We start from the raw sequence: 25833 nt of genomic DNA on the forward strand, positions 1-25833 counted from the left end.
TGAGTGAGATAAAGTGGTCGGGAAACCAACTTTATCCTACCATGAAGTGAGGTTTTTTTGTTACCACGCTTTAAGCTCTCTGGAACCCCCGGCATAGCCAGGGGTTTTCTAAACCATTAAATAACAAAGAAGCACTCGAAGATCATAAGTGCTTCTTAAATCAATCACTCTGAATGTGAATGGCCGATGAATAATTGATAACCATACAAAATAAGCGAGATGGTCATGGACACGAGCAGATGGTGAAAACGCGTAAACCTAACATATTTGATAAAGTTTATTTTTTCGAAAAATGTAATAATGGGAAAGGCATAAATTAGATTTTGAATCAAATTTGTTAGTATATACAGCCAAAACTTCCCAAAAGTAAATCTAAAGATCCATAATGCTCCGACAGGAAATGCCCCAAGAACAATCGATAATAAAGTGAGAATCTTTGTTTTTGAACTTCCTTTAAATTTCCAAAAATCGTAGTGGGTCCCAACAAAAACAATAATTAATGTTAATAAAGAGGCAAGAATTGAAACGGGTAAAAAGCGTTTAAGTAATTTTCTCGGAATAATGAATACGCTCGCCCAAGAAGAAAATAGAAAAATTCGCATAAATGATAGCAACATTAATTCCCACTCCTTCCTACATCTACATCATAGCTTTCGCAAAGGAGAGAAAATTATGTGAAAATCATTTGAAGTTTCTGCAGCCATCTTACTGCAATGATTGTGCGCTTTCTTTCATAAAACCATAAGCTTTTGTATTAGAAAAGTCTTCTTCATGATAATCGAGACTTTCACAAGCAAAAAAGAGATGTTCTAGCCAATCAAGATCATTTTGTTCTATTGCTTCTAAGCATGCATTTTCAATATATGGCAATGCAATTTCTTTTCCGAGGGAACGAAATAATTCAATTGCTTCAAGGGCACCGGGCCAATTTCTATCTTGCAGAAGTGCTGCCAAGCGGGGAAGTGCTTTCTTATTAGATGGATACCCCATGATTTTCAACACTTGTACCCCGTTCTCCCAGCATTCCTTTCCGTATTTCGGGAGGATCATATCGGCTTTATTTGGATCTATTTTTGATAAAATGTCAATTGCTTCTTCCTGATTTTCCTTTGGCAATAACCAGTTCAAATTATAAACATAATATAAAATGGCTTCATCTTCTAATTCAATGAACTTTGTCATCATAACGACCTCTCTTTTTACTCAGTTTTCCATCATATTATTTAACATTGCTATAAAATAGAAAAAAGAGCGAGTTTTGTTTTTTAGCCTCTCTTTGTTCATCTGTAACTTACAGTATACAAAGAAAATAAGCTATTGAAAAACTAAATGGAAGCGTTTATAATTGTAATATACAAAATATAGTATATTGTTTATGGAGTCGATGTAAATGTGGGAAAAATTGTATTCGAAAAATGGATTGGCAGCAAAAATTATTGCACAGGAACTAATAGAACTAGAGATTGGGGAAAAGATACCTCGAGTTGCGGATTACAGTGAGAAACTGAATTTCGGAAGAGGGACAGTACAAAGTGCATTAAGTTTACTTGAAGAAATGAAAGCTATTAAATTGGAACCAAGAGGTCATTTAGGGACTTTTTTAATGAGGAAGGATAATGATTTGCTTCGTGAAATTGCAGGGATATCTCCATTAATTGGTTCCATGCCATTACCATATTCAAGGAAATATGAAGGGTTGGCTACAGGAATTATTGAGGCATTTGAGTTTTTAGGAAAAAAAATTTATTTAACCTATATGCGGGGCGGACTTAAGCGGATTGAAACAGTCCGTACAAAAAGAAGCGATTTTGCTATCGTTTCGAAGGTCACAGCTGAAAAAGTGCTGGCTGATTATCCCAGTTTGAAAATAATGAAGGAACTAGGAACAAATAGTTATGTTTCAGTTCATAAAATTTTCATATCAGATCCAGCAATAGAAAGTGTAAGAGATGGTATGAAAATCGGGGTAGATTTAGATTCCCTTGACCAGAAGAGTTTAACCTTTGCAGAATTTGAAGGGCGTAATGTTGAATTTGTAAACATTAATTATATGCAAATATTTGACATGCTCCATTCTAAAAGTATTGATGCGGCAGTGTGGAATATGGATGATCGGAGGATGAGCAGCTCTTTTAAAGCGATTGACTTTGAATCTCCCACTGCAAAGGAAATATCTGAAGGGACATCAGAGGCCGTTATTGTTATTGATGGAGAACGTGAAGATGAAATAACCGATAAATGGAACTCTGTTGAAATTCAAAGGGTTTTAGAGATTCAAAAAAGCGTAGAATCTGGAGAAAGATTGCCAAGCTATTAGTCTTTTATCCGATGTGACATCCGCTTCATCCAAAAATGAGAAGGAGTGTGAGTTTGATGTTGGAGTATGGAATTACTTATATGCATGAGCACACAACGATTGACTTATCAGAATTAAAATGTAATGAAGACTGTCAATTAGACGTCTTTTCTGAAACAGTGAAGGAATATAAAAAGCTATATGAAAAAGGTGTTCGTAACATTGTCGATGTCACGAATTTTGGCATGGGGAGAAATATCCCTTTTGTTCAAAAAGTGTCTAAAGAATCTGGGATTAATATTATTTATGCAACAGGGTTTTACCAGGATAAATTTTATCCCATCCAGGTTTTTCGTGAATCAAAAGAGCAGCTAGCAGAGAGAATGTTCAAAGAAATTCATGAAGGCATAAAAGGAACGGAAGAGAAAGCAGAAATTATCGGGGAGATTGGTACAAGTTATAATAATTGGACTGAAGCAGAGAAAAAGGTATTTGAGGCGGTCGTCATGGTCCATAAGGAAACAAATAAACCGATTACAACACATACTTCACTAGGAACGCTCGGACATGAGCAGGTTGAGTTTTTCAAGAAGCATGGCGTTGACTTAAATCGAGTGATTATTGGACATGTTGATTTAACAGGGGATTTCGACTATATCCTGAAAATTATAAAAGAAGGAGCATACGTCGAATTTGACACGATTGGGAAAGAAAATTACATGCCTGATCAAGTGCGCGCTGATATTTTAAAAAAACTCCAGGACTTAGGATATATCGACAGAGTATTGTTATCAATGGATATTACTCGAAAATCCCATCTAGAATATCAAGGTGGATTGGGCTATTCTTTCTTATTGGATCATTTCATTCCACGTTTGCAGCAAAGTGGATTAACAGATGAATCCATCGAAAAAATGTTAATTAAGAACCCAATCGCGTTTATGGAAGGTTAAGGTGAATGAAATGGACACATGCCCATTGAAGAGCATTTCTCTGGAAGAAGCTATGAAGAGGCAATTTAAGTTAGTTGATATTATTACGAGACATTTTCACGGGGAAGAGCTGCTTACATTAGGTGATCTGGGTGTTGTAAAGGGACTTAACAAACCACGGTTTACAAAAAAAGTGGAGGCGGCGTTAGCAGAGTATTTTGGTGCTGAGAAAGCAATGCTCGTACGCGGGGCCGGTACCGGGGCACTGCGTTTCGGATTTATGAGTTTCTTAAAGCCAGGTGATAAGCTTCTGGTGCATGATGCACCGATATATCCAACTAGCAAGACGACACTAGAATTTATGGGTGTTCAGGCGGTTCATGCAGATTTTCATAACCATGAGCAAATAAAAAATGTGATTGAGCGTAACCCAGGTTTAAAAGGAGTGCTGATCCAGCATACACGTCAAAAGATGGATGATCATTACGATCTAACTGAAACGATCGAGGCAATCCGTTCAGTGAGTCCAAATCTAACCATCATCACGGATGATAACTATGCAGCGATGAAAGTAGAGAAGATTGGTACACAAGCTGGAGCAGACTTAGCTACCTTTTCACTATTTAAATTACTGGGACCAGAAGGAATCGGATTAATTCTTGGAAAAGAACGCTTTATTAATCAAATAGAAAAATTAAACTATTCAGGTGGTAGTCAAGTTCAAGGATACGAGGCTTTAGAGGCAATTCGTGGACTTGTTTATGCACCAGTTATGTTAGCGATTCAGGCGAATGTCAACGAAGAATTAGTAAGGCTTTTAAATAATGGTGAAGTGGCAGGTGTAAAAAAAGCTTATCTTGCTAATGCCCAATCAAAAGTATTATTGGTAGAGCTGGATGAGCCGATCGCTGAGGAGGTTTTGAAACAAGCAAATGAATTAGGGGCAGCTCCTAACCCTGTAGGAGCAGAATCTAAATATGAAATCGTCCCAATGTTCTATCGAGTATCAGGTACATTTCTTGCTGCAGAGCCTTCACTCGCAAAAAGGATGATTCGCATCAATCCATTAAGAAGTGGTGTTGAAACGATTGTTAGAATACTACGAACATCGATAGAAAGGGTAACAGAGAATCGTTAACTTAACACTTTGGAGGAAGGTATCATGAACAGAAGGGCAATTATTTTAATATTAGATAGCTTAGGTGTTGGTTTTATGGAGGATGCGAAGGATTATCATCCACAAGATGTAGGTGCAAATACCTTTGCGCATATTCTAGATGCTGTGCCACAACTAACGATTCCAACGTTTGAACAATTAGGCATAAATAAAATTTTAAATCATCCTCTTTTAAAAAATCGAGACAGTATAGCCAGTTATGGTGTTTGTAACTTAATGCATCATGGTGCAGATAGTTTTGAAGGACATAATGAGATTATGGGCACGAAACCGAAAAAAGCTTATCTTGCTCCGTTTATCGAAAATATAGAAATTGTAAAAGAGGCATTGGAGAAGGAAGGCTATAAGGTCACAATTCCAAATCAAGATTTGCCCTATTTATTAATAAATGATCTCGTTATTGTTGCGGACAATATTGAGACGGACTACGGTCAAATTTATAATGTAAGTGCACCGCTGGACTACATCGCGTTTAATGAAGTATTGAAGATTGGTCAATGTGTAAGAGAGCATGTAAAAGTGAATCGGGTCATTGCTCTAGGTGGGGAAAATGTTACTCCACAGCATCTGCAGAATTCTGTAGAAAGAAGAGAAGATGGGTTAGTTGGGGTTAACTCTCCTAAATCCAATGTTTATAACAAAGGATATCAAGTGCGACATTTAGGTTTTGGCATAAATCCGGAGCATCAATTGCCGACTTTAGCTATAAAAGCAGGCTATAATGTTTCACTTGTTGGGAAGATGCAGGATGTTATTTATTGCGAGGGGGCTAATAAGTTTCCTGGAGTAGATACTGCTCAAGTAATGGAGGATATATTAGCTGAACTAGATCAAGTTTCAAATGGAGTGATTGCAGCAACTGTCCAAGAAACTGATCTGGCAGGTCACGCTCAAGACCCGGTTCGTTATGCAAATCGGATCGAAGTAGTCGATCGTTATTTACCCAAATTACTCGAAAAGATGAAAGACGATGATCTCCTGATTATGAGTGCTGATCACGGAAACGATCCTACAATCGGTCATAATCAACATACAAGAGAAAAAACTTACTTGTTAGCTTATCAAAAACAATGCAAACCAGTGGAATTGGGAGAGCGAAAGACATTATCAGATATTGCGGCAACAGCAGCAGATTTCCTGGGTCTATCAAATATAGAAAATGGAACATCATTTCTCCCACTAATAGAACAGCCAAGAAAGGAGTGAGAATTATGTTTTTAGAAGTCGTTCAAAGAAGAAATCCTAAATTAGTAGAATTTGCTACAGAGCTTCATCAGAAAGGCTTCATCTCACCGAACACATATGTTGTTGACTTAGAAACGATAAAAAATAATAGTCAAGCTATTTCCAGAGAAGCCAAAAAACTGGATATTGAACTTTTTTTCATGACAAAGCAATTTGGCCGCAATCCTTTGCTTTCGAAAGCGATTGTTGAAGCCGGTATAGAAAAAGCGGTTGCAGTTGATCCTTGGGAAGCACTTTCCTTAAATAAAAATGGGATCAAAATCGGACATGTAGGGCATCTTGTACAGATTCCTAAAAAGATGATTCCCCAAATCCTTATGCTTAATCCAGATTTTGTGACTGTTTTTAGTTATGAAAATGCTAAAAATATTAGTGATGTTTCTGCCAGCATGAATAAAAAGCAAAAAATATTTTTACGGGTTGCGAATGAAAATGATTTTCTTTACGACGGTCAAGAAGGTGGCTTCACGTATAAACAACTAACAGAACAAATTGAACAGCTAGAGAAATTGACGGGAATAGAAATCGCAGGATTGACAAGTTTTCCTTGTTTATTAATAGATGGAGGCATTCCAGAAACAACTCCGAATGTAGAGTCTATGCTTAAAGTTAAGGAATTTTTAGAAGGAAGAGATTATCAAAGTCTTGAAATGAATATGCCAAGTGCCACATCAACAGCGACGCTAAATCTGTTGAAAATGTGCGGTGCCACACAGGGGGAACCGGGGCATGCATTGACAGGTACCACTCCATTGCACGCAATGGAAGATTTAGCAGAGAAACCAGCTATGGTCTATGTTTCAGAAGTATCCCATTTCTATAATGACAAAGCATTTGTATTTGGAGGGGGATTTTACCCGAGATCGAAAATGCAGGGGGCACTCGTAGGTTCAAGTATAGATAGCCTTAGATACTATCCTATTGTCGAAAATGATCCTACCAATATCGATTATTATGGTGCCTTGAAAACAAATGATGTCAAGATTGGTGATACGGCCATATATGCTTTTCGTACTCAAGTCTTCGTCACAAATGCCCAGGTAGCAGTAGTTGGAAATATAACAACAAACCCTGAATTGTTAGGTATTTACGATTCAAAAGGAAACGTAATACGTTAAAACTTTCTGGGAATGATTACTTATGAAAGGAAGGAATTGAGTGGAGATAATCTGTGTGAATAACTATGATGAAATGAGCGAAAGAGCTGCAGCGATGATTGCGGACCAAATAAAACATGTTCCTCATTCAACATTAGGACTGGCAACAGGCTCTACACCGGAGGGTCTATACAGAAGTTTAATTCAAAAAAACAGACAGGATAAAGTATCGTTTAAAGATGTGACGACCTTTAATTTGGATGAATACATTGGACTTTCTGAAACAGATACAAACAGCTATCACTTTTTCATGCATAGCCATTTTTTTGATTATATTGATATTCAGCATTATAACATACACATTCCGAATGGATTGGCAAATGATTTGGAACAAGAGTGTGAGAATTATGAAGCAAAAATACGGAACATCGATATTCAAGTGTTGGGTTTAGGGTTAAATGGTCATATCGGTTTTAATGAGCCTGGTACATCTTTCTTAAGCAGGACGCATCTTGTCCATTTAACTGAATCGACAAGAAAAGCAAATTCTCGCTATTTTAAAACAATAGAGGATGTTCCTGAACGGGCCATTACGATGGGGATTAATACCATCATGAAAAGTAAAAAGATTATTCTACTAGTTTCGGGAGAGAGGAAAGCAGAAGCAGTAGAGCGACTAATGAATGGAGAGATATCAGAGGATTTTCCAGCTTCTGTTTTACAGCGCCATCCTAATGTTGTCTTAATTGGTGATAAAGCTGCACTAAAAAAGCTTCGTTTACAAAATGAATTTATTTGTTGATGAAGATATAAAAGAATATAAATCTTAACATCACATTGAACGAAGCAAATGTTAGCGCTATAATTACAATATACAATATATTGTATAGGAATAATAGTTTAGATATAGATTGCGAGTGAGCTTAATGACAAATTTGAGCAACAAACTTGAACTTGCTAAAAGAGAAGTAGGGAGGTCTGTTATCTATATCAATCCAAATGTCAGAGAGGAAAGTGAAACAAAAAATCAACATCCATTATATTTTGGGCTGAAGGATACCAACCAGATCCCTGATAACATCATTAATAGGCTTAGATATCATCCCGATTATCTTTGGTTAACAGTGGATAAGGCATCAAATAGAGGACGTGCCATAGATACAGACTTAATCAATCCTGTTACCTATCGTGTTATGACAGGTTCGACAAGCGGTGGTCCAATCAATATCTTGAAGGGAATGATTGATTTTGCTATCGGAACTGATGGGGGAGGTTCTGTATTAGCCCCAGCACTTAGTTGTCAATTGCCTTCAATGATTGGATCAGGACTTGGACTTTTAGTAAAACATCAAAAGAAGTCTACAGAGGGGCTTTCGTTTACAGGTAGTATAGGGGTTATCGGTAAGAATATAAAGACGTTAAAAGAAGTAATGGAATGCCTAATCGGAACAAATTTTGAGAGGAAAGCCAATAGAGGATTCAAAGTCATTGTGCCAAAAAAGGGAACTGTTAACTGTCCAGATGGTCAAGATATGAATAAAAAAGTTATGCACTACCTGTCAAAAATACAATGTGGTGAGTACTCCGTTGAAGAGACAGAGATGAGTGGAATCGATGACCGAAAACGCGGAATAGAAATTATCCATGAATCCTTTGAACAAAGGGGAGCTGACATAATCGTTACTTGTGAGGGACCCATCGATGTGTATGGCTATGGAGAAACGATTCCACAATTTTTGGGAAATCCGGGTCGAGAACTGACAAGAAATCATGGTAAATACCTAGTGAGAGCAGCCAACATGTGTGGAACAACCGCTATTACGGTTCCAATTGAAACATTAGCTTGTGGATTAGTGATCATTGCCAAAAAAGGTTTCGAGACATCAATGATTGCTCTTGAGATGGCGGCAAGACTTGAAGAGGTCATTTCAATGCCAGAAATTTGGAAGCGTTATTTTATTCAGGAACCTAAATTTACAGGCTTGGATTTACAATAATTTGTTTGTTGAAAGGAGAGTAAAAGAATGAATTTATACGAGTATACCGAAAGATTAAAAATTCTACTGGAACAAAACGTGATTTCTGGTAAATCTCATGATCTTGCATTACTTGCATTTAAAGAGTTGAGTAAAAAGCTAAATAAAAATGATGTTGAGCAAGCAGAAATGTTATTCACTCATTTACCGATGGCATTAGATCGTTGCAATAGTGGAAAAGAAGTAGAAGGTCCAAGTAATGCGATCATGAATGAAATCACTCAATCTAATTATTTCCCGATTGCAAAGGCGCAGGTAGATTTAATTGAAGAAAAATGGGGAAGTTCCATACCTGAGGAAGAGAAAAACTATCTATATATGCATTACACAACCGTACTGAATGTAAATAGTGAAGGAGGAAAATAAAATGAAAATTGTCGTAGGTGGGCAAGTAGAAAAGAAACAAATTGAGAATTTGATTAAGGAGTTGGATTCATCGATTGAGACTGTTGTGAAGTCTGATTTAGAAGCGGCTATGTTGATGAAAACAGGACAGGCTGATTATTATTTTGGTGCATGTCATACGGGTGGTGGCGGTGCCTTAGCAATGGCCATTGCCCTGATTGGGAAAGATAAATGTGAAACAGTATCCATGCCAGGTAAGAAACCAAATGAAGAAAAAGTACTGGAAGCTGTACAAAATGGAAAGAAAGCTTTTGGGTTTACTGGAGATCATGTTGATGAGGCAGTACCAATGATCATTAAAGCGATTAAATCAAATTCATAATCAACTGAGATAGGAGGAAATAAGAGATGGAAACATTATTCGTTGTATTAATTGGTGCAGTCGCTGCCGTTTTATCGAATAGAAATATTGCTGTTTTTAATGATGGTTTACGACCAATTGTTTCGGAAAATAGTGAAGGAAGGCTGAAACGGCGAGAGCTAGGATTAACAGCGTTTGCCATGAGCTTTGGGCTAGTTATCGGCTTCGGTATTCCGTTTACGTTATCAGCCAGTATTATTTTAATTCATAGTATTTTATTAGGTACAGATATTATTGGATTAATCACGCCAAGGAATAAATGGGGAACTCCTGTTGCCGCTGCAATCGGTGCTTTATATGGCTGGGGACTTATTGCCGGTTTGGAAGGCTTCGTGAAATTATTTGATCATTTGCCGGTGAATTTTTTAACTCCGCTTGGTGAAGTGGGAACCCCGGTTGTTGTTACGTTTATGGCATTCCCAGCTTTAGCTGTTGCCATGCAATTTGGTATTAAAAAAGGGATTTTAACTTTTATTGTATCCGCTTTAGTTAGACAGTTGGCGGTATGGATGAATACTAGTGAGTTTTTAAAGATTGGAGACAATGTAGTCACATTAAACCAAGAGGGTATGGCTTTAATTATTGGAATGATTTTCTTATTCACTTATGCAATGAAAGAAAAAGCGGTAGACGGGGCGAGTATTGATTTAGCTTCAGTGTTTAGTGATAAAGTAAAGTCTATTAAGAAAAACGTTGTCTTCTTTATGATTATTGGCGGTCTAATTGCGGGAGCGACTAACCTTTTATTAATGGCAGGAGATCCGATTTCATTAAATCTACTTGCTGAAGGGAAACAAACAGATGCAGGTATTGCGGCAGCTGCAAGAGCGATTGGCTTTATCCCGTTAGTTGCTAGTACGGCAATTGCAACAGGTGTATACAGTCCTGTTGGATTCACATTAATTTTTGTTGTTGGTTTATTTTCTCCAAATGTATGGTTGGCAGTCGTTATCGGAGCAATCGTTATTTTTGGTGAAGTAATGTTATTAAGCTTTATTGCAAGATTTCTAGATAAATATCCTGGTGTTAGAAATTCTGGGGAGAATATTCGTAGCGCTATGACTAAACTTCTAGAAGTTGCCTTGTTAATTGGTGGTGCAAACGCTTCTAACATGATCGCACCTGGCTTCGGTTTCTTCTTTATTGCAGGCTTCTATTTATTGAATGAGGTAGCAGGAAGACCGATTGTTCGTATGGCTGTCGGTCCACTAGGTGCAATTGCAGTTGGTATTATTGCCAATATTTTAGTGGCGTTAGGAATAATGGTTATTCCTCAATAAAACTTAGATAGATATTTAACTAGAAAGCAGGTTGTCCCAAAAGCATAGATTTTTGAGACAACCTGTTTTTACATATTTTTTACAAAGCGAGCCCTTTCTTTCTAGAGAAGGCTCTACATTAAATGAGATATAAATATGGATGCTATTCCAAAATAGATTAATAATGACAAAACATCATTTAAGGTTGTAATCAGCGGGCCAGATGCTACGGCAGGATCGACTTTAAATTGGTGAAGGATTAGTGGAATAATGGTCCCTGCCAAAGTTCCAATAATAAGTGTAATGACGAGTGTACTGCCGATAACGAGCCCCAATAGTGGATTTCCTTGCCATATATAAGCGATGATCGATATTAATATCCCACACGTAAGTCCAATAATAATTCCAACAAGTAGTTCTCTGAAAATTAGCTTCATTACTACTTTTTTATTTATATCTCTAGAAGTAAGTCCTCTCACAACAACTGCTAAAGATTGTGTGCCTGTGTTTCCTGTCATTCCCGCAATCATGGGCATGAAGAATGCTAAAGCTACAACCTTTTGGAGCGTTTCCTCAAAAGTACTGACAATAGTTCCTGAGACTAGTCCGATAAATAATAACAAGATTAGCCAAGGCAGTCTACGGTATGCTGCTATTGGAGCCTTTGTATCAAAGTCAATATCTTTTCCTGATGCAGATAATTTCTCAATGTCCTCCGAAGCCTCTTGAATTAAAACATCGATCATGTCATCCACTGTTAGAATCCCAACTAAAACATTATCATGATTCACAACAGGCAGGGCTAAAAAATCGTATCTTTGAATAATTTGGGCAGCGCGCTCTTGGTCCGTATCGACTGTCACTGAGATGACCCGTTCATACATAATCGTTTCAACTTGTTCTTTAGGCTCGGATAAAATAAGGTCACGATAGGAAATAACACCAATTAGTTGCTTCTTATCATTAATGACATATAAGTAGTTTATGCTTTCGGCAATTTCTGCATACTCCCTTAGTTTATTCATTACGTCTTTAACAGTATAGTGTTGGGGGATCCAGACATATCGATTCGTCATAAGTCTCCCTGCAGTTTCAGGAGAATAGTTCATTAAATCTTGAACTACTTGCGACTCCTCCTTTTTCATATTCGCCAAAAATTTTTCTTTACTTTCTGGCAATAGTTCTTCAAGGAGGGTTACTAAGTCATCGTTATCCATTTTGTCCATTACTTTTACTGCTTTTTCAATGCCTAAATGATTTAAGACATTTTGTTGTTGTTCATTGTCCAACTCTTGAAGCATACTTGCCAATTGAGCGATATTTAGAAACGATAAAAATCGATTTCGATGCTTAATAGGCAACAATTCATAAATTCGTGCAATATCATACGGATGTAATTCATCTAATAAACGATTAAATTCAGTTCTCTTTGCATCTTTGAGGTATTGAATCACTTGGATTGTGATTTCATTTAGCGTATAGTCTTTTACCATTGTTCTCACCTTCTTCTACTTAACTAGGATGTATCAGTCCATTTTAAAAGAAGGCAACTCTTGAGAGTGCTTAAAATGGACATACATCCTTTTGTTTCTTAATATTCTGTTCATTAACCTATGCGAATAAGGACTACTATCCATTTTTAACCACCCCCTAAAAATAAAAAAACACCATCACAGAATGAAGGTGTAATATCAAATAAAATACAACTTTTTTAGAGATTTCCTTCATTCGTAGAGTTTTAGCACTGTGCGGCATAGGAATAAATTCCAGCTACATTAAAAACCACCTTAATTCGATGGTTTCTGTTGACCCATTGGCATCTTTGGATATTTCTGGGCAGCAGCATATCTCCAGCACAGGAGCCTCACCTAACGAAGGTATTTAATTGACAATATAATATTATATTAGAAGTCTTTCGATTTGTCAATAAAAATATGGGGGTTGGAAATAATGAAATGCAAGAGAACTATTTCATTTATTTGATTGAAGGAAACACGTTGAGATGTTTTTTAACAATTACATAATAAAAAACTTCCCAGATGTCTCGAAACTCCATTTGAGTCCATAGGGTTCTAAATTTATAAATACAGTCAAGGTACTAATGCTTGTTTTTTAAAATAAAAGGACGCTGGAAAAAAGATGTTTTTTTATGATAAAAGATGCATTGACTTATGTATATTATGATATAAATATGATATTATTATAGGAAAAGTGTCAAAAGTAAATAGTTCCATAGTTTTATAATAGAAGCAGCAATACATAGTATTAAAGAATCATTTGTAGGGTTTAGAGTGAATATGCATCACTCTAAATACAAGACTAGAGAAAGAAGGCGCTTACAGATATGAAGAGTATCCGCATGAGACTAACATTAAGTTTTTTGGCGATTATCGTACTTTGCTCGGGCTTAGCCATATTTAATTATTTCTCACTTTCTATGATGAATCAAAAAACAAAGGGGATGCTTTCGAATGACTTGCCAACGTTAATTGCGGGCAAGGAATTATCGTATAATATCGCTAATAGAGTTTCCCTATTAAATAGCTTTATGCTGTATGGGGACAAGAGCTATAGAAGCGATTATGATGAATACTACTTACAGAGTGAAGATATTAAGGAGCAGCTTCTTAAAGGTGAGCAATCTGCAGAGATTTTAGGACTGCTTGAATTAACAGAAGAATGGCACCGAGTAATCCAAGAAGAAGTGTTTGCCGTTTACGATAAGGGGGAAAGAGATGAGGCTGCGAGAATTTTAGAAACGAAATCACAGCCAGTTGCTGAGAACCTTATAGATCGATATCAGGCGCTTGCAAAGAAGCAAGAGGAAAATGCTATCAAAAATGGTAACAGTGCTTTAGAGTTTGGAGAAAATATTCAGTTGAATGGCATTATTGTCTCTATCGCCATTGTCCTCATCGGCTTAGCAATCGCCACATATACGTCTGGAGTCATTACAAAACCGATCAGACTAATTGTAAATAGGATGAACATCATTGCTAAAGGTGAGCTTCCAGCAGAACCACTGAAGACAAAGTTAAAAGATGAAATTGGTCAGTTAATTACTGCTGTTAATACGATGAATGAAAATGTTAGAAATATGATTATTCAAATCAGACACGTTTCTGAGGATGTAACGAGCCAAGGTGAAGAACTCACTCAATATGCTGATGAAGTAAAGATTGGTAGTCAACAAATTGCCACCACGATGGAGGAACTATCTAAAGGGGCAGAAGAACAAGCAAGTTCATCAGCTTCTTTAAATGAAAAAATGAGCGATTTTGCCCAAGAGATCATGCAAGTAGTGGTTGAAGGGGAAGGGGTAAAAGAAAAGGCAGGCTCAATGGTTCAATTAACAAATGAGGGCAGCCATGCGATGGATGAATCGATTCAAAAAATGGCAGTGATTAATGAAAGTATGAAGAAGTCCAATTCTATGGTCAAGGGTTTAGACAGTAAAACAAATGAAATTACACAATTGGTTAATGTCATTCGAGAAATTGCTGACCAAACGAATTTATTAGCACTGAACGCAGCCATCGAAGCTGCTCGTGCTGGTGAGCAAGGAAAAGGCTTTGCTGTTGTGGCCGATGAAGTACGAAAGCTCGCTGAGCAAGTTAGTAACTCAGTTTCAGATATCACTTCAATTGTCACAGATATTCAAAATGAATCAAAACAAGTGGTGGATTCATTAGATAATGGTTACGAACTTGTTCAAGAAGGGACAGCCCAAATTTCTTCAACAGGAAGAACCTTTATGAAAATTCAAGGGAGTATTGAAGAAGTGGAAAACAATATCGAATCAATGGCGGCATCGTTGTATGGTATTCTGGATAACACTCAATCCATTAATAATTCAATCGAAAATATTGCTTCTGTTTCTGAAGAAAGTGCTGCTGGTTTGGAGCAAGTGTCAGCGACTTCACAGCAGTCAAGCAGTGCAATGGAAGAAGTATCAAATAGTGCAAGATTGTTGGAAGAGAATGCAACTAGATTAAATGAATTGGTTCAGCAATTTAAAGTAAGAGATTAATCTGGATAAAAATCAGAAAAAGCTCCGCGGTTAAAAGTAACCTGGTGGTGACCCCACAAAGTTAGAGTTTTAATTTAAGCAGCTAATTGGCTGGTATGGGTACGGTATTGAACCGGACTCATGCCTGCCAATTTTTGCTTTATACGCTTGTTATTATAATAATTGATATACTCTTCCATTCTCTTTCTTAATTCATCAAAAGCGCACAGTGATTCTCCATAATACATTTCTTGTTTCAATAAGCCGAAAAAGTTCTCCATGGGCGAATTATCTAAACAGTTTCCTTTTCGCGACATACTCTGGAACACTTTGTTTTTTCTGAGCGTGTTTACCCATTTAGTATGTTGATAATGCCACCCTTGATCAGAATGTATAGTAGTTCTAAACTTTGAATCTCTTACAATTTCTAGTGCTTCCTCGAGAGGCTTCATTGCTAATTCTAGGGTTGGACGCATACTTATCCCGAATGAAAGAATTTCCCCATTAAACATATCCATAATTGGATTTAGATACAGTTTTACACCGTCTGAACACTTAAATTCTGTAATATCTGTGGTTAATTTTTGATGACACACGTTTGTGTAAAAACGACGATTGATAAGGTTCTTGGCAACAGTTCCAGTCGTACCCTTGTAAGAACTGTACTTGCGCAATTTTAATCTGAATTTATCTCCTTTGAGCCCGAGTTTATTCATGATACGTTGCACTTTCTTATGATTCACTTCAAACCCACGGTTTTTTAATTCCAATTGAATACGACGATAACCATAATTTCCGTTATGTTCTTCGAAAATGGACTGAATAAGTTCCTCCAACTCCTGGTCTGGATTCTCCTCCTTCAACATTTTCATATGATAATGGTAGGAGGATTCTGGAATGCCGACTTTTTGTAAAACATCTATTAGCTTGAAGGTTTCTTTGAGTTCGAATGATAACGCTGCTTGTGCTTTTCGAGATAGCCCTCTGGATCCATCTGAAAAGCTCGCAACTTTTTTAAGTATTCTACCTCTAAACGTAGAAGTTCGTTTTCTCTTTCCAACTTTTGTTCATATGTCATTTCTTTTGATTCCGTGTTTTTTGTGTTCTTTGCTCTATCAGACATAGGAGGCCGTCCTTTAAGTTTATTCAGGCCTTCAACACCCCCATCATGAAAAGCTTTCTTCCATGATGCTATTAAGGGAGGGTTCGTTAACCCAAAATGGAGGGCTGTTTCCGTTTCAGAAGAACCTGTTCTCTTCATAAAGCTTAATACATCAAGCTTGAATTGAACAGAATAAGTTTGCTTTTCCTTCTTCCTCATCAAGCCATCCATCCCAAATTTCTCGTACAGTTTTACCCAACGTTTAATTGGAGAACTGCTTGTCATTTTATATTTCTCTGCCAAGAGATCATATCCTAATTTTCCTTTTTGATACTCTCTAACTAGCATTAACTTAAATTGTTCACTATATTTTGCCATAAAAATACACGCAAAAGTTAAATTTCACTCTAACTTTTGGGGTGCAGTACAAAACGTGTAAGCTCTTTTTTTGTGTGTTTAAATTTTTGAAATATAATACTAATTCTGAATTCGAAAAAATGAAATGTTTTTATGGAAATAGGTCTTTTAAAACAGTAAAATCTACTCATGTACATTTTTTTATATGAAAATAGTAATAATGAATAAAAAAATGAAAGAAGCAACGAAGATAAACAGCATGAAGTGAAAAATTTTATAGAAAGAAATGTCGAAACGTTTCGCCAAACAGCCCGCTATCAACAGAGGAGGATTCGTATATGAGAAAAAGATTTAAGTTTAAAAAATTAAATAATTCTCAAAAGAAAAACTTTCAGCAGAAAAGTATTTCTTTAAAGAGGCTATCGTTTATAAACATAAAAGGACAAGGCTTAAAAACGAAAATTTTGCTCGGTTATGGGGTTGTTTTATTATTGCTCATTATATTGGGAGCGAGTGTTCTTTTTAATGTAAACAGCCTTAATCGTCAAATTGAAAAAACGATTCAAGAGGATGTACAGACCCTTACATATGAGTCACAAATGAGTTACAATATCGCCAATCGAATGGCGATGTTGAGGGGATTTCTTTTATTCGGCGATACACAAGATAAAGAGCTTTTTGATGAACACACAAGAAATAGTAAAAAGTTAGAAGATAAGCTATTGGAAATGGATAATTCCAAGGAGCTGGAACAGCTTCTATATGCAAGTAACAACTGGGGCATGCTCATTCAGGAACGAGTGTTTACAGCTTATGACAGAGGCGAACGCGAGCTGGCTTTGAAAATCGTCAATGATCAAGTAGGCCCGATTGGGCAGCAATTGATGGATTCATTTGACGAGCGGGTTAGCGAGAAAGAAAAAATGGTCGAACAAAGCGGCAAGGAGTTGCTTAATCGTGGGATTGCCATGAATAGCTTTGTGATTATTTTAACGATTATCGCGATTGTACTTGGCGTAGCAGTTGCTCTTTTCCTTGCTAATTATATTGTGAGACCGGTTCATCATGTTGTTGAAAAGATGAACCAAATTGCCAAAGGAGATTTCACAGGGGATGATTTGAAAATAATTTCTAACGATGAAATCGGACAGTTAAGTACTTCAGTTAATTTGATGTCTGTAAGTTTAAAAGGCTTGGTTGAGAGTGTGCAAAAAGTGACTGAGCAAGTAGCTGCATCATCGGAGGAATTGTCGGCAAGTGCTGAACTGACAACGGCTGCCACTGAGCATGTCGTTAATAATATCAATGAAGTTGCGAAGGGGTCTGAAGTTTCGGCAGAAGTAGCGACCAACAGTGCGCTTGCGATGGAAGAGGTAAGCATCGGTGTTCAAAGAATTGCGGAGTCCTCTTCAGAAGTCGCAGCTATGTCGCAGCAATCTACTGATATAGCCAAAGATGGAAATACAAAGATTGACCGAGCAGTAGAACAAATGAGTCGAATTTCTGGAACAGTCGAATCGACTTCTGCAATTATTAAACAATTATGGGAAAGATCAAAGCAAATTGGTGACATTGTTACAGCGATAACTGATATTTCAAGTCAAACAAATCTGCTTGCCTTGAATGCAGCTATTGAAGCAGCAAGAGCAGGAGAACATGGGAAGGGCTTTGCTGTCGTCGCAGATGAAGTAAGAAAATTAGCTGAGCAATCGCAAGAGTCAGCAGGGAAAATTAAAGAATTGATTGAAAAGACACAGGAAGACACGAATGATTCGATTCAGTCAATGATGAGAGTTGTCGAAGAGGTTGAGGCAGGGACATTGGATGTCAATGAAGCAGGCGAAGCCTTTAAGAAGATTTTAGCTGCCGAAATCCGGGTTGCAGAGCAAATTCATGAAGTTTCTGCCATTTCTGAGCAGATGTCAGCCAATACACAAGAGGTATCAGCATCTGTTCAAGAAGTTCAAACGATCGCAACACAAAGTTCTGAAGGAACTCAAACGATTGTTACAGCTTCCAGAGAGCAGCTTGCATCGATGGAGGAGATTTCAGAATCAGCTAAGTCGTTAAGTGAGATGTCTGAAACACTGCAAAATGAACTTGCGAAGTTTAAAATATAAATGATGAAAGCTGGTGCGTTTTAAGGCACCAGCTTTTCAATTATGCTTGGATTTGGCAATCTTGAAGTTTAATATATTGTCCATCGCTAATCGTAATGTACATATCAGATTGGACATTTTCGTTTGTGACAATACTGTCGATTTGGTGTCTACTGTTTTTCGAAACTTCTAAATAGCCCATCCCTATTGAACTGTCTAGAATTACTTTATATTCACCTGCAGGGATATCTTGCCCTACCTTGAACATTCCATTTTGATAGAGTCCGTCTTCTGGAATAATTGATGGAGCCGAATCAACTGGATACATTTCTGTACCTTGAAGTTTGAAATATTCCCCGTCGTTTAACGTCACATAAGTGTGCCCTCCGCTCACTAAGTTGTCGTTAAAAATAATGCTATCCAATTGTCCAGTACTATCAGATGCGCTTTCGATGTAACCGGTTCCATTGGCAAGGACCAGATACTCGCCGGCAGGGATATCGGAACCGACTTTATACACCCCTGCATTAATTTTGGAATCGTTTTTCCCTTCTTTCTCCGTTGGCGCTTCTTTATCACGTTCATTGTTCGTCTCATCTGTCTGCGCCTTTTTGTTGGCAGTTTCGTTATTGTTTGCCTCCTCATCTCCACACTGGGTTAAGGCAATAACGATAATGATCGCTAATAACCAAAACCACCATTTTTTATAAAAAGGTTTTCTCACTTTATCTTTTGCCATGAATAAATCTCCTTTGTTTTTTTAGTATAAAAAAAGAGAATCAGCATTATTATGAGTTTTGTGGACAAGAATTACCCAACAATAAAATAATTAAAAAAATTCTTCTTGCGCTCACGAAAAGAATGCTCTATAATCAATTTTAAAATTAATTGAAATTTAAGAAATGAAAGACGATGAAGAGAAAAAGTAGGATTTTGCAATTTTACACAGAGAGCTTCGGTAGCTGAAAAGAAGCAAAAATTCGAATCTGAACAATGGCCTCTGAGTTTCGTGCTGAACATATCATCATTGATATTAGTAGGTTCCGACGAGATTTGGTACTCGTTATCAATACCACAGTATCTGGGAGAAAAATGCCCATGTACTCGTTGAGGCTGTTTTGTGCGAGCAAACAGTGAAGTAAGGTGGTACCACGTGAATGATAAACACGTCCTTATCCAGTGATGGATAAAGACGTGTTTTTTTATTTCTTTACAGGAACATTAAATTTTAATTTAGAGAATTGTCAAGCTCCAACGCCTATCGCCTATCAAACTTCAGTTTCTTCCTTACGATAAGTCAACTTTGGATTGCTTTTCACCATTCAAGTTTTCTGTATCTCAGTCGAAACCTTCCAGTTCGTACGGCGATGAGCAAGGCGCTTCCACTTTTCTAATAGGGAGGAATTATTGTGAATAACTATTTAGTGCTACAAACGGATTTTGGGATCAGTGACGGTGCTGTGAGCGCGATGTATGGAGTTGCCTTATCCGTTCATCCAGCTATTCGAATATTTGATTTAACTCATGACATCCCTCAATACAATATTTGGGAAGGGGCTTATCGCCTTTATCAAACCATTTCTTATTGGCCTGAAGGTACAGTTTTCGTATCTGTTGTTGATCCTGGTGTTGGTTCTGAACGAAGGAGTGTTGTCGTGAAAACAGCAACCAACCACTATATTGTCACTCCCGATAATGGAACATTGACACAAATTAAGAAGGAAATAGGAATAGTTGAAGCAAGAATTATTGACGAGAAGGTGAATCGCCTTCCGAAATCAGGCGAGTCATATACATTCCATGGTCGTGATGTATATGCGTTTACGGGAGCAAGGTTGGCAACAGGAATCATCACGTACGAACAAGTTGGTCCTGAGGTAGAGGTCGATTCAATTATTGAATTGCCAGTATCTGAAGCAAAATTGATTAAAGGGGGCGTGACTGGCAGCATTGATATTCTTGATGTTCGGTTTGGAAACTTATGGACCAATATCGAGCGAGAACTTTTTAAGCAATTAGACATCGTCTATGGTGATTCCTTTGAAGTGACGATAGAGAATGATACACGTCAGGTCTATAAGAACATTATGACTTTTGGTCGTTCTTTCGCAGACAGTCATTTAGGAGAACCACTTCTATACGTCAATTCTTTAGATAAAATAGGCGTTGCTCTAAACCAAGGTTCTTTTGCAAAAGCATACCATGTTGAAACAGGGGTTAATTGGACAATTTCGATACGTAAAGTTCAGAATATAAGCTATAATTAGTGGTTTTTCCGAACAATTAATGAGAATTCCTTTGTAATATGCGGAAAAATGTAACAAATATTTAGAAAAGAGTTTATAATTAGTAATTGTAATATTCAAAAGATAAGGAGCTGGACATATTGAACAGAAATTATTTATCCATTAAAACGATCGTAGCTATTGGAATTGGAGCTGCACTATTTATGATTTTAGCCAAATTTGCTTCCATTCCTTCTCCGATTCCGAATACTTCAATCCAAACCTCTTATGCATTTTTAGCGTTAATGGCTGCAGTTTTTGGGCCGATTGCAGGTGGGTTAATTGGTTTTATCGGTCACGCCCTTAATGATGCGATCTCCTATGGGTCAGTGTGGTGGAGCTGGGTTATTGTATCCTTATTTGTAGGAGCAACGATTGGTCTGTTTGCGAAGAGAATAAACATTGAAGCAGGTGGTTTTACCGTAAAAAAAGTCATTACATTCAATGTTATTCAAGCAGTGGCTCAAGGAATTGGTTGGTTTTTGATTGCCCCGGCGTTAGACATTCTTATTTATGCAGAGCCGGCTAATAAAGTATTCGCACAAGGTGTATTTGCTGGACTGTCTAACATTGTTACGGTGGGGGTATTAGGAACGATTTTGCTATTCGCCTATGCCAAAACGCGCAGTCAGAGCAACAGCTTGCATAAGGAATTATAAGGAGTATTTCGAGAGGATTCGATTAAGAAGATGAAAAAACCAGTCATTGAATTTAGCAATTATAGCTTTAAATACAACAGCCAGGTTGAGCCCACTCTGCACAATCTGAACCTTACTATCTACGAAGGGGAAAAAGTGGTGATTGTGGGACCCTCTGGTTCCGGGAAAAGTACGATTGGTCAGTGCCTCAATGGGTTGGTTCCTTTTTCATATAAAGGTGAAGTGACTGGAAGCCTTGCGATTTTTGGCCAAGAAGCAAGGAATTTAGATATTTTTACTTTATCAAAAATGGTCGGGACTGTTTTGCAGGATCCGGATGGTCAATTCATTGGTCTGACAGTTGGGGAAGATATTGCTTTTTCGTTAGAAAATGATTGTATCGACCAATCTCAAATGGTTCAAATGGTCGATGATATTGCGAAAATGGTGGATATGGAAAGACGCTTGCAATCGTCTGTCCATCATTTGTCTGGCGGACAAAAGCAAAGGGTGTCATTAGCAGGAGTGATGGTTGACCAAGTTGATATTTTATTGTTTGATGAGCCGCTGGCTAATCTTGATCCGACGACAGGAAAATCAGCCATTGAACTTATTGATCAGATTCATGAGCAGATGAATAAAACGATCATCATTATCGAGCATCGCTTAGAGGATGTTTTACACCGAAATGTTGATCGCATTATTGTTATAGATGAGGGGAGAATCGTTGCTGATGAGCATCCGGATGCAATATTGGCAAGCTCAATTTTAGAACAGCATCATATTCGAGAACCATTATATGTGAAAGCAGCAAAATACGCTGGCTGTGCATTAACAGCAGAGATGCGTCCTTCCCGGCTGCATACATTTGCTTTAAAAAATTGTCAAGAAAAGCTGATAGAATGGTATGAAAATGTGGAAAGAGAAGGGAAGACAAAAAGCAGCTCACCTGTGCTAGAAGTCGAACACCTGTCTTTTTCATATCACGGTGGTAAAGAAATCATTCAAGACATTTCTTTTTCGGTCCAGAAAGGTGAAATGGTCAGTATCGTTGGTAAGAATGGAGCAGGGAAATCAACCCTTTCGAAGCTTATTTGTGGATTTGAAAAGCCCCAGTCTGGGAAAATTATGTTTCATGGTCAAGAGGTGACCGCGGATTCGATTAAAGAGAGAGCTCTTAGAGTTGGCATGGTGATGCAAAACCCTAATCATATGATTTCCAAAAACATGATTTTCGATGAGGTTGCTTTAGGATTAACAATTCGTGGTGTCCCGGAAAACAAAATTAAAGAGAGAGTGGAAAAAACACTGAAAGTTTGCGGCCTTTATCCGTTTCGAAACTGGCCGATTTCAGCTTTAAGCTTTGGGCAAAAGAAACGAGTAACCATTGCCTCGATTCTTGTTTTAGAGCCGGAAATCCTCATTCTTGATGAACCAACTGCTGGTCAGGATCTTCGCCATTATACAGAGATTATGGAGTTCTTAGTTGAATTAAATCGGCAAGGAATGACAATTCTCATGGTTACTCATGATATGCACATTATGCTTGAGTATACATCGAGAGCGATTGTCATTACAGATGGACAAATCATAGCCGACGATTCTGCAGCGGCTGTGTTGACGAATAGGGAACTTATTAAACAAGCTAATTTAAAAGAAACATCCTTATTTGAGTTGGCAGAGCGCATCGGCATAGAGGAACCAAAGGAGTTTGTTGAACGCTTCATTGTCTTTGATAGGGAGGAGCGAGGGAAATGGCAGTAGAAATGCTCTCATATATAGAAAAAAATACGGCGGTGCACCGCTTAACTGGTGTTACAAAGCTCCTATGCTTTATCCTCTGGTCTACGGCGGCAATGCTTACTTATGATACCCGCATCCTTATTTTTTTGTTTCTTATGAGCATTTGGATTTTCATTGTTTCAAAGATAGAGATAAAAGAGGTTTCCTTTGTTCTCATTTTTATTTTCATTTTTTTGCTGTTGAATAATGTGGCGATTTATGGGTTTTCTCCTCAAGAAGGAGTCAAGATTTATGGTACAAGCCATGTTTTGTTTGAAATAGCAGGGAGATACAATGTAACGCTGGAACAGATTTTTTATCAATTTAATATTACCTTAAAATACTTTACAGTTGCCCCTGTGGCATTGCTCTTTATTGTAACGACACATCCAAGTGAATTTGCAGCTTCTTTAAATAAGATTGGAATTAGCTATCGAATATCTTACGCAGTTTCTTTGGCACTTCGTTACATTCCGGATGTGCAGAGAGATTTTCGCAATATCGCTCTGGCCCAACAGGCTCGAGGGCTGGATATGTCGAATAAGGAGAAGCTGCCAAAGCGTGTGAAGAATGCCGCTTCTATCATTATTCCGCTTATATTATCTAGCTTAGATAAAATCGAAACTATTAGCAATGCGATGGAACTCCGCGGTTTTGGGAAAAACAAAAAAAGAACGTGGTATAGCTCCCGTCCTTTTCAAAAAAGTGATTACCTAGTTCTAACATGCTTTATTCTGATTTTAGCTGCCAGTCTTATCATTACATTTCATGACGGGAATCGTTTTTACAATCCATTTCAATAACGAAAAAAGGAGAACCTTTTCATGTGAAAAAGTTCTCCTTTCAGACTTACCTGCAAACGCTCGCTTTCTTTGTTGCTTCGCCTTGTCCGGTGCTCATTACCAATTAAGGTAACTCCGCTCCTTCCCTCGAAAGACAAACGTTTCATTCAGTCTGAAGGGAAACGGCTATTTATCATCTTTGACTTTGTCTATGTTAGCGAATTCTCATTTCTGTTTCCTTATCAAAGAAATGTACTTTGTTCATATCGAATGCGATATCGATGTTTTCACCTGGCGCGATCTGGCTGCGCGAATCGATTCTGGCAACAAAGTTCTGATCTTCCAGGGAAGAATAGATCATCGTTTCAGCACCTGTAAGCTCGGCAACATCAACTTTTACTTGAAGCTTAGAGCCTTGAGAGGCTTCAATAAATAACTGCTCATCATGAATATCTTCTGGTCTGATTCCTAGGACGACTTCTTTCCCCACATATCCTTGAGTACGCAACATTTTCATTTTCCCTTCAGGAATATCTATTTCTGTACTGCCGGTTACAAATTTGCCTTCTTCAATTATTCCATTGAAAAAGTTCATGGAAGGAGAACCGATAAAGCCGCCTACAAAGATATTTTCAGGGTTCTCATATACTTCTTTCGGAGCTCCAACCTGCTGAATCACTCCATCCTTCATAACAACTAGGCGGCTTGCCATCGTCATCGCTTCGGTTTGATCGTGGGTAACATAGATCGTTGTTGTTTCTAAACGGCGATGAAGCTTAACGATTTCCGCACGCATCTGCACGCGAAGTTTGGCATCAAGATTGGACAAAGGTTCATCCATTAAGAACACCTTCGCATCACGAACAATCGCACGACCAAGTGCAACACGCTGACGTTGACCGCCGGAGAGCGCTTTTGGCTTACGAGTTAAGTAAGATTCCAATCCTAATATTTTTGCAGCTTCTTTAACCCTCTCATCAATTTCCTTTTTAGAAAATTTTCGGAGCTTTAATCCAAAAGCCATATTATCGTATACAGTCATATGCGGATAGAGGGCATAGTTTTGGAATACCATAGCAATATCTCTGTCCTTTGGCGGTACGTCATTAACCCGCTTCTCATCGATATAGAGGTCGCCTTTTGAGATTTCCTCAAGCCCTGCAATCATTCGTAATGTTGTAGATTTTCCACATCCAGACGGACCAACAAATACAATGAATTCCTTATCTTCAATTTGCAAATTGAAGTCTTCTACCGCAGTTACTTTATTGTCATATATTTTATAAACATGATCTAATTTTAATTGAGCCATCTTTATGACCTCCTTTTTGTTTTGAAAAGGCTTACAACAATAGTCTACCTTTAGCTGTATAGATGGACAATGGCATCTTGCACAAAAATAAAGAGAGCTTTTTAGGCAAAGTGCCGACAGAATGAATTAACCTATCTCCAAAAAAGTTATTAAAATTTTAAAGAAATATATTTTTTTGAGTGGATTGTGGGCGCAAGTGTTGAATAGCTCGAACAAGTCAGAGAGTAATATTTAATAAGATCTATTAAAAATTTCCCTGTGATTAGGAGAGTTGAATTGATAAAACCTGTTTTCTGAAACTCTTAAATGGTAAATTGACTTTTCTTATTTTTAATGAGTGTTTGTTCATTATGAGTCTGAATTGAAATAATATTCTAATTAGAAAAAATAATACTATTAAACTCATTTTAACTGTGATAATATTTGTTTACACATTAAAAAAGCTGAGACAAGTTTTGCATGAAAGGGGAGAATCCGTAGTTGCTTTACTCTAATGCTTACCCCATTATAAGAGCGTGGGAGAAGAGAAAAGGTGAACAAAAAGCAGGAATAAAAATGGAAAAAATTTTAACTTAAAATGGCCCATTCTATTTATCAATAGAAATGGGTCATTATTAATGCATTTAAAAATTTATAGATGGGGAGAACAACGATAAAAT

At 37.5% G+C, this 25833-nt stretch carries 23 protein-coding genes, 1 riboswitch and 1 other annotated feature; of the genes, 16 read left to right on the top strand and 7 right to left on the bottom strand.

Annotation, left to right across the window (positions count from 1 at the left end; genetic code table 11):
• Nucleotides 1–164: 164 nt before the first annotated feature.
• Both FCJ93_RS16510 and FCJ93_RS16515 read right to left on the bottom strand, forming a co-directional pair.
• A complete protein-coding gene (locus FCJ93_RS16510) occupies nucleotides 165–617 on the bottom strand; it encodes a hypothetical protein (RefSeq protein ID WP_137744214.1) in 453 nt (150 codons plus the stop codon).
• Between the two features lie 88 nt (nucleotides 618–705).
• Complete coding sequence (locus tag FCJ93_RS16515; RefSeq protein WP_095312867.1) at nucleotides 706–1182, bottom strand: hypothetical protein; 477 nt, start codon at nucleotides 1180–1182, stop codon at nucleotides 706–708.
• Between the two features lie 208 nt (nucleotides 1183–1390).
• Between FCJ93_RS16515 and yhfZ the strand changes: the two genes are divergently transcribed.
• From yhfZ to FCJ93_RS16565, 10 genes are all read left to right on the top strand, one after another.
• Nucleotides 1391–2317, top strand: coding sequence for a GntR family transcriptional regulator YhfZ (gene yhfZ, locus FCJ93_RS16520; protein ID WP_095312865.1), 927 nt, complete (start codon nucleotides 1391–1393; stop codon nucleotides 2315–2317).
• A 56-nt stretch (nucleotides 2318–2373) separates the two neighbouring features.
• The gene (locus tag FCJ93_RS16525) at nucleotides 2374–3249 is read left to right on the top strand and encodes a phosphotriesterase family protein (RefSeq protein ID WP_095312863.1); all 876 of its coding nucleotides are present in this window, start codon (nucleotides 2374–2376) and stop codon (nucleotides 3247–3249) included.
• A gap of 10 nt (nucleotides 3250–3259) precedes the next feature.
• Complete coding sequence (locus tag FCJ93_RS16530) at nucleotides 3260–4366, top strand: aminotransferase class V-fold PLP-dependent enzyme (protein WP_095312981.1); 1107 nt, start codon at nucleotides 3260–3262, stop codon at nucleotides 4364–4366.
• Nucleotides 4367–4390: 24 nt separating this feature from the next.
• Nucleotides 4391–5611 carry a phosphopentomutase gene (locus FCJ93_RS16535; RefSeq protein ID WP_095312861.1) on the top strand — a complete coding sequence of 407 codons (1221 nt, stop codon included), beginning with the start codon at nucleotides 4391–4393 and terminating at the stop codon, nucleotides 5609–5611.
• Nucleotides 5612–5616: 5 nt separating this feature from the next.
• Nucleotides 5617–6768 (top strand): YhfX family PLP-dependent enzyme, encoded by a 1152-nt coding sequence (locus FCJ93_RS16540; RefSeq protein ID WP_095312859.1) that lies wholly within the window; start codon nucleotides 5617–5619, stop codon nucleotides 6766–6768.
• Nucleotides 6769–6808: 40 nt separating this feature from the next.
• Complete coding sequence (gene nagB / locus FCJ93_RS16545; RefSeq protein WP_137744215.1) at nucleotides 6809–7549, top strand: glucosamine-6-phosphate deaminase; 741 nt, start codon at nucleotides 6809–6811, stop codon at nucleotides 7547–7549.
• Between the two features lie 124 nt (nucleotides 7550–7673).
• On the top strand, nucleotides 7674–8744 hold the full coding sequence (locus tag FCJ93_RS16550) for an amidase family protein (protein ID WP_095312855.1): 1071 nt from the start codon (nucleotides 7674–7676) through the stop codon (nucleotides 8742–8744).
• A gap of 27 nt (nucleotides 8745–8771) precedes the next feature.
• Nucleotides 8772–9149: a PRD domain-containing protein gene (locus tag FCJ93_RS16555; protein WP_095312853.1), complete on the top strand. Its 378-nt coding sequence runs from the start codon at nucleotides 8772–8774 to the stop codon at nucleotides 9147–9149.
• Nucleotide 9150: 1 nt separating this feature from the next.
• Nucleotides 9151–9510: a DUF2620 domain-containing protein gene (locus FCJ93_RS16560; RefSeq protein ID WP_095312852.1), complete on the top strand. Its 360-nt coding sequence runs from the start codon at nucleotides 9151–9153 to the stop codon at nucleotides 9508–9510.
• 26 nt (nucleotides 9511–9536) lie between these two features.
• Nucleotides 9537–10829: a YhfT family protein gene (locus tag FCJ93_RS16565; protein ID WP_095312850.1), complete on the top strand. Its 1293-nt coding sequence runs from the start codon at nucleotides 9537–9539 to the stop codon at nucleotides 10827–10829.
• Nucleotides 10830–10942: 113 nt separating this feature from the next.
• Here FCJ93_RS16565 and mgtE read toward each other — a convergent pair whose 3' ends face one another.
• Complete coding sequence (mgtE, locus tag FCJ93_RS16570; protein ID WP_095312848.1) at nucleotides 10943–12301, bottom strand: magnesium transporter; 1359 nt, start codon at nucleotides 12299–12301, stop codon at nucleotides 10943–10945.
• Between the two features lie 223 nt (nucleotides 12302–12524).
• Nucleotides 12525–12691: riboswitch (M-box (ykoK) riboswitch) on the bottom strand.
• 476 nt (nucleotides 12692–13167) lie between these two features.
• Here mgtE and FCJ93_RS16575 point away from each other — a divergent pair.
• Entirely contained in the window at nucleotides 13168–14838 is a 1671-nt protein-coding gene (locus FCJ93_RS16575; protein ID WP_235879524.1) for a methyl-accepting chemotaxis protein, read from the top strand.
• Between the two features lie 74 nt (nucleotides 14839–14912).
• On the opposite strand, the gene FCJ93_RS16580 is transcribed toward FCJ93_RS16575, so the two are convergent.
• Together FCJ93_RS16580 and FCJ93_RS16585 are read right to left on the bottom strand one after the other, a co-directional pair.
• Complete coding sequence (locus tag FCJ93_RS16580) at nucleotides 14913–15839, bottom strand: IS3 family transposase (protein ID WP_137744216.1); 927 nt, start codon at nucleotides 15837–15839, stop codon at nucleotides 14913–14915.
• On the bottom strand, nucleotides 15740–16297 hold the full coding sequence (locus FCJ93_RS16585) for a helix-turn-helix domain-containing protein (RefSeq protein WP_137744217.1): 558 nt from the start codon (nucleotides 16295–16297) through the stop codon (nucleotides 15740–15742). Before FCJ93_RS16585 ends, FCJ93_RS16580 begins: the two co-directional genes overlap by 100 nt.
• Nucleotides 16298–16614: 317 nt before the next feature.
• On the opposite strand from FCJ93_RS16585, the gene FCJ93_RS16590 reads away from it, so the two are divergent.
• On the top strand, nucleotides 16615–18396 hold the full coding sequence (locus FCJ93_RS16590; RefSeq protein ID WP_137744218.1) for a methyl-accepting chemotaxis protein: 1782 nt from the start codon (nucleotides 16615–16617) through the stop codon (nucleotides 18394–18396).
• Nucleotides 18397–18436: 40 nt separating this feature from the next.
• On the opposite strand, the gene FCJ93_RS16595 is transcribed toward FCJ93_RS16590, so the two are convergent.
• Nucleotides 18437–19114 (bottom strand): hypothetical protein, encoded by a 678-nt coding sequence (locus FCJ93_RS16595; protein ID WP_137744219.1) that lies wholly within the window; start codon nucleotides 19112–19114, stop codon nucleotides 18437–18439.
• Nucleotides 19115–19278: 164 nt separating this feature from the next.
• Nucleotides 19279–19552, top strand: a binding site (T-box leader).
• A 229-nt stretch (nucleotides 19553–19781) separates the two neighbouring features.
• Here FCJ93_RS16595 and FCJ93_RS16600 point away from each other — a divergent pair.
• From FCJ93_RS16600 to FCJ93_RS16615, 4 genes are all read left to right on the top strand, one after another.
• Complete coding sequence (locus FCJ93_RS16600) at nucleotides 19782–20642, top strand: SAM hydrolase/SAM-dependent halogenase family protein (protein ID WP_211344132.1); 861 nt, start codon at nucleotides 19782–19784, stop codon at nucleotides 20640–20642.
• Between the two features lie 119 nt (nucleotides 20643–20761).
• Nucleotides 20762–21319 (top strand): ECF-type riboflavin transporter substrate-binding protein, encoded by a 558-nt coding sequence (locus FCJ93_RS16605; RefSeq protein WP_095312840.1) that lies wholly within the window; start codon nucleotides 20762–20764, stop codon nucleotides 21317–21319.
• A 30-nt stretch (nucleotides 21320–21349) separates the two neighbouring features.
• Complete coding sequence (locus tag FCJ93_RS16610; RefSeq protein ID WP_137744220.1) at nucleotides 21350–23062, top strand: ABC transporter ATP-binding protein; 1713 nt, start codon at nucleotides 21350–21352, stop codon at nucleotides 23060–23062.
• The gene (locus FCJ93_RS16615) at nucleotides 23053–23883 is read left to right on the top strand and encodes an energy-coupling factor transporter transmembrane component T family protein (RefSeq protein WP_137744221.1); all 831 of its coding nucleotides are present in this window, start codon (nucleotides 23053–23055) and stop codon (nucleotides 23881–23883) included. The genes FCJ93_RS16610 and FCJ93_RS16615 overlap by 10 nt, the downstream gene beginning before the upstream one ends.
• Nucleotides 23884–24076: 193 nt before the next feature.
• Here FCJ93_RS16615 and FCJ93_RS16620 read toward each other — a convergent pair whose 3' ends face one another.
• The gene (locus tag FCJ93_RS16620; protein ID WP_137744222.1) at nucleotides 24077–25174 is read right to left on the bottom strand and encodes an ABC transporter ATP-binding protein; all 1098 of its coding nucleotides are present in this window, start codon (nucleotides 25172–25174) and stop codon (nucleotides 24077–24079) included.
• Between the last annotated feature and the right edge of the window lie 659 nt (nucleotides 25175–25833).

It is taken from the genome of Robertmurraya siralis, assembly GCF_005502275.1.
GTDB classification, from domain to species: domain Bacteria; phylum Bacillota; class Bacilli; order Bacillales; family Cytobacillaceae; genus Robertmurraya; species Robertmurraya siralis.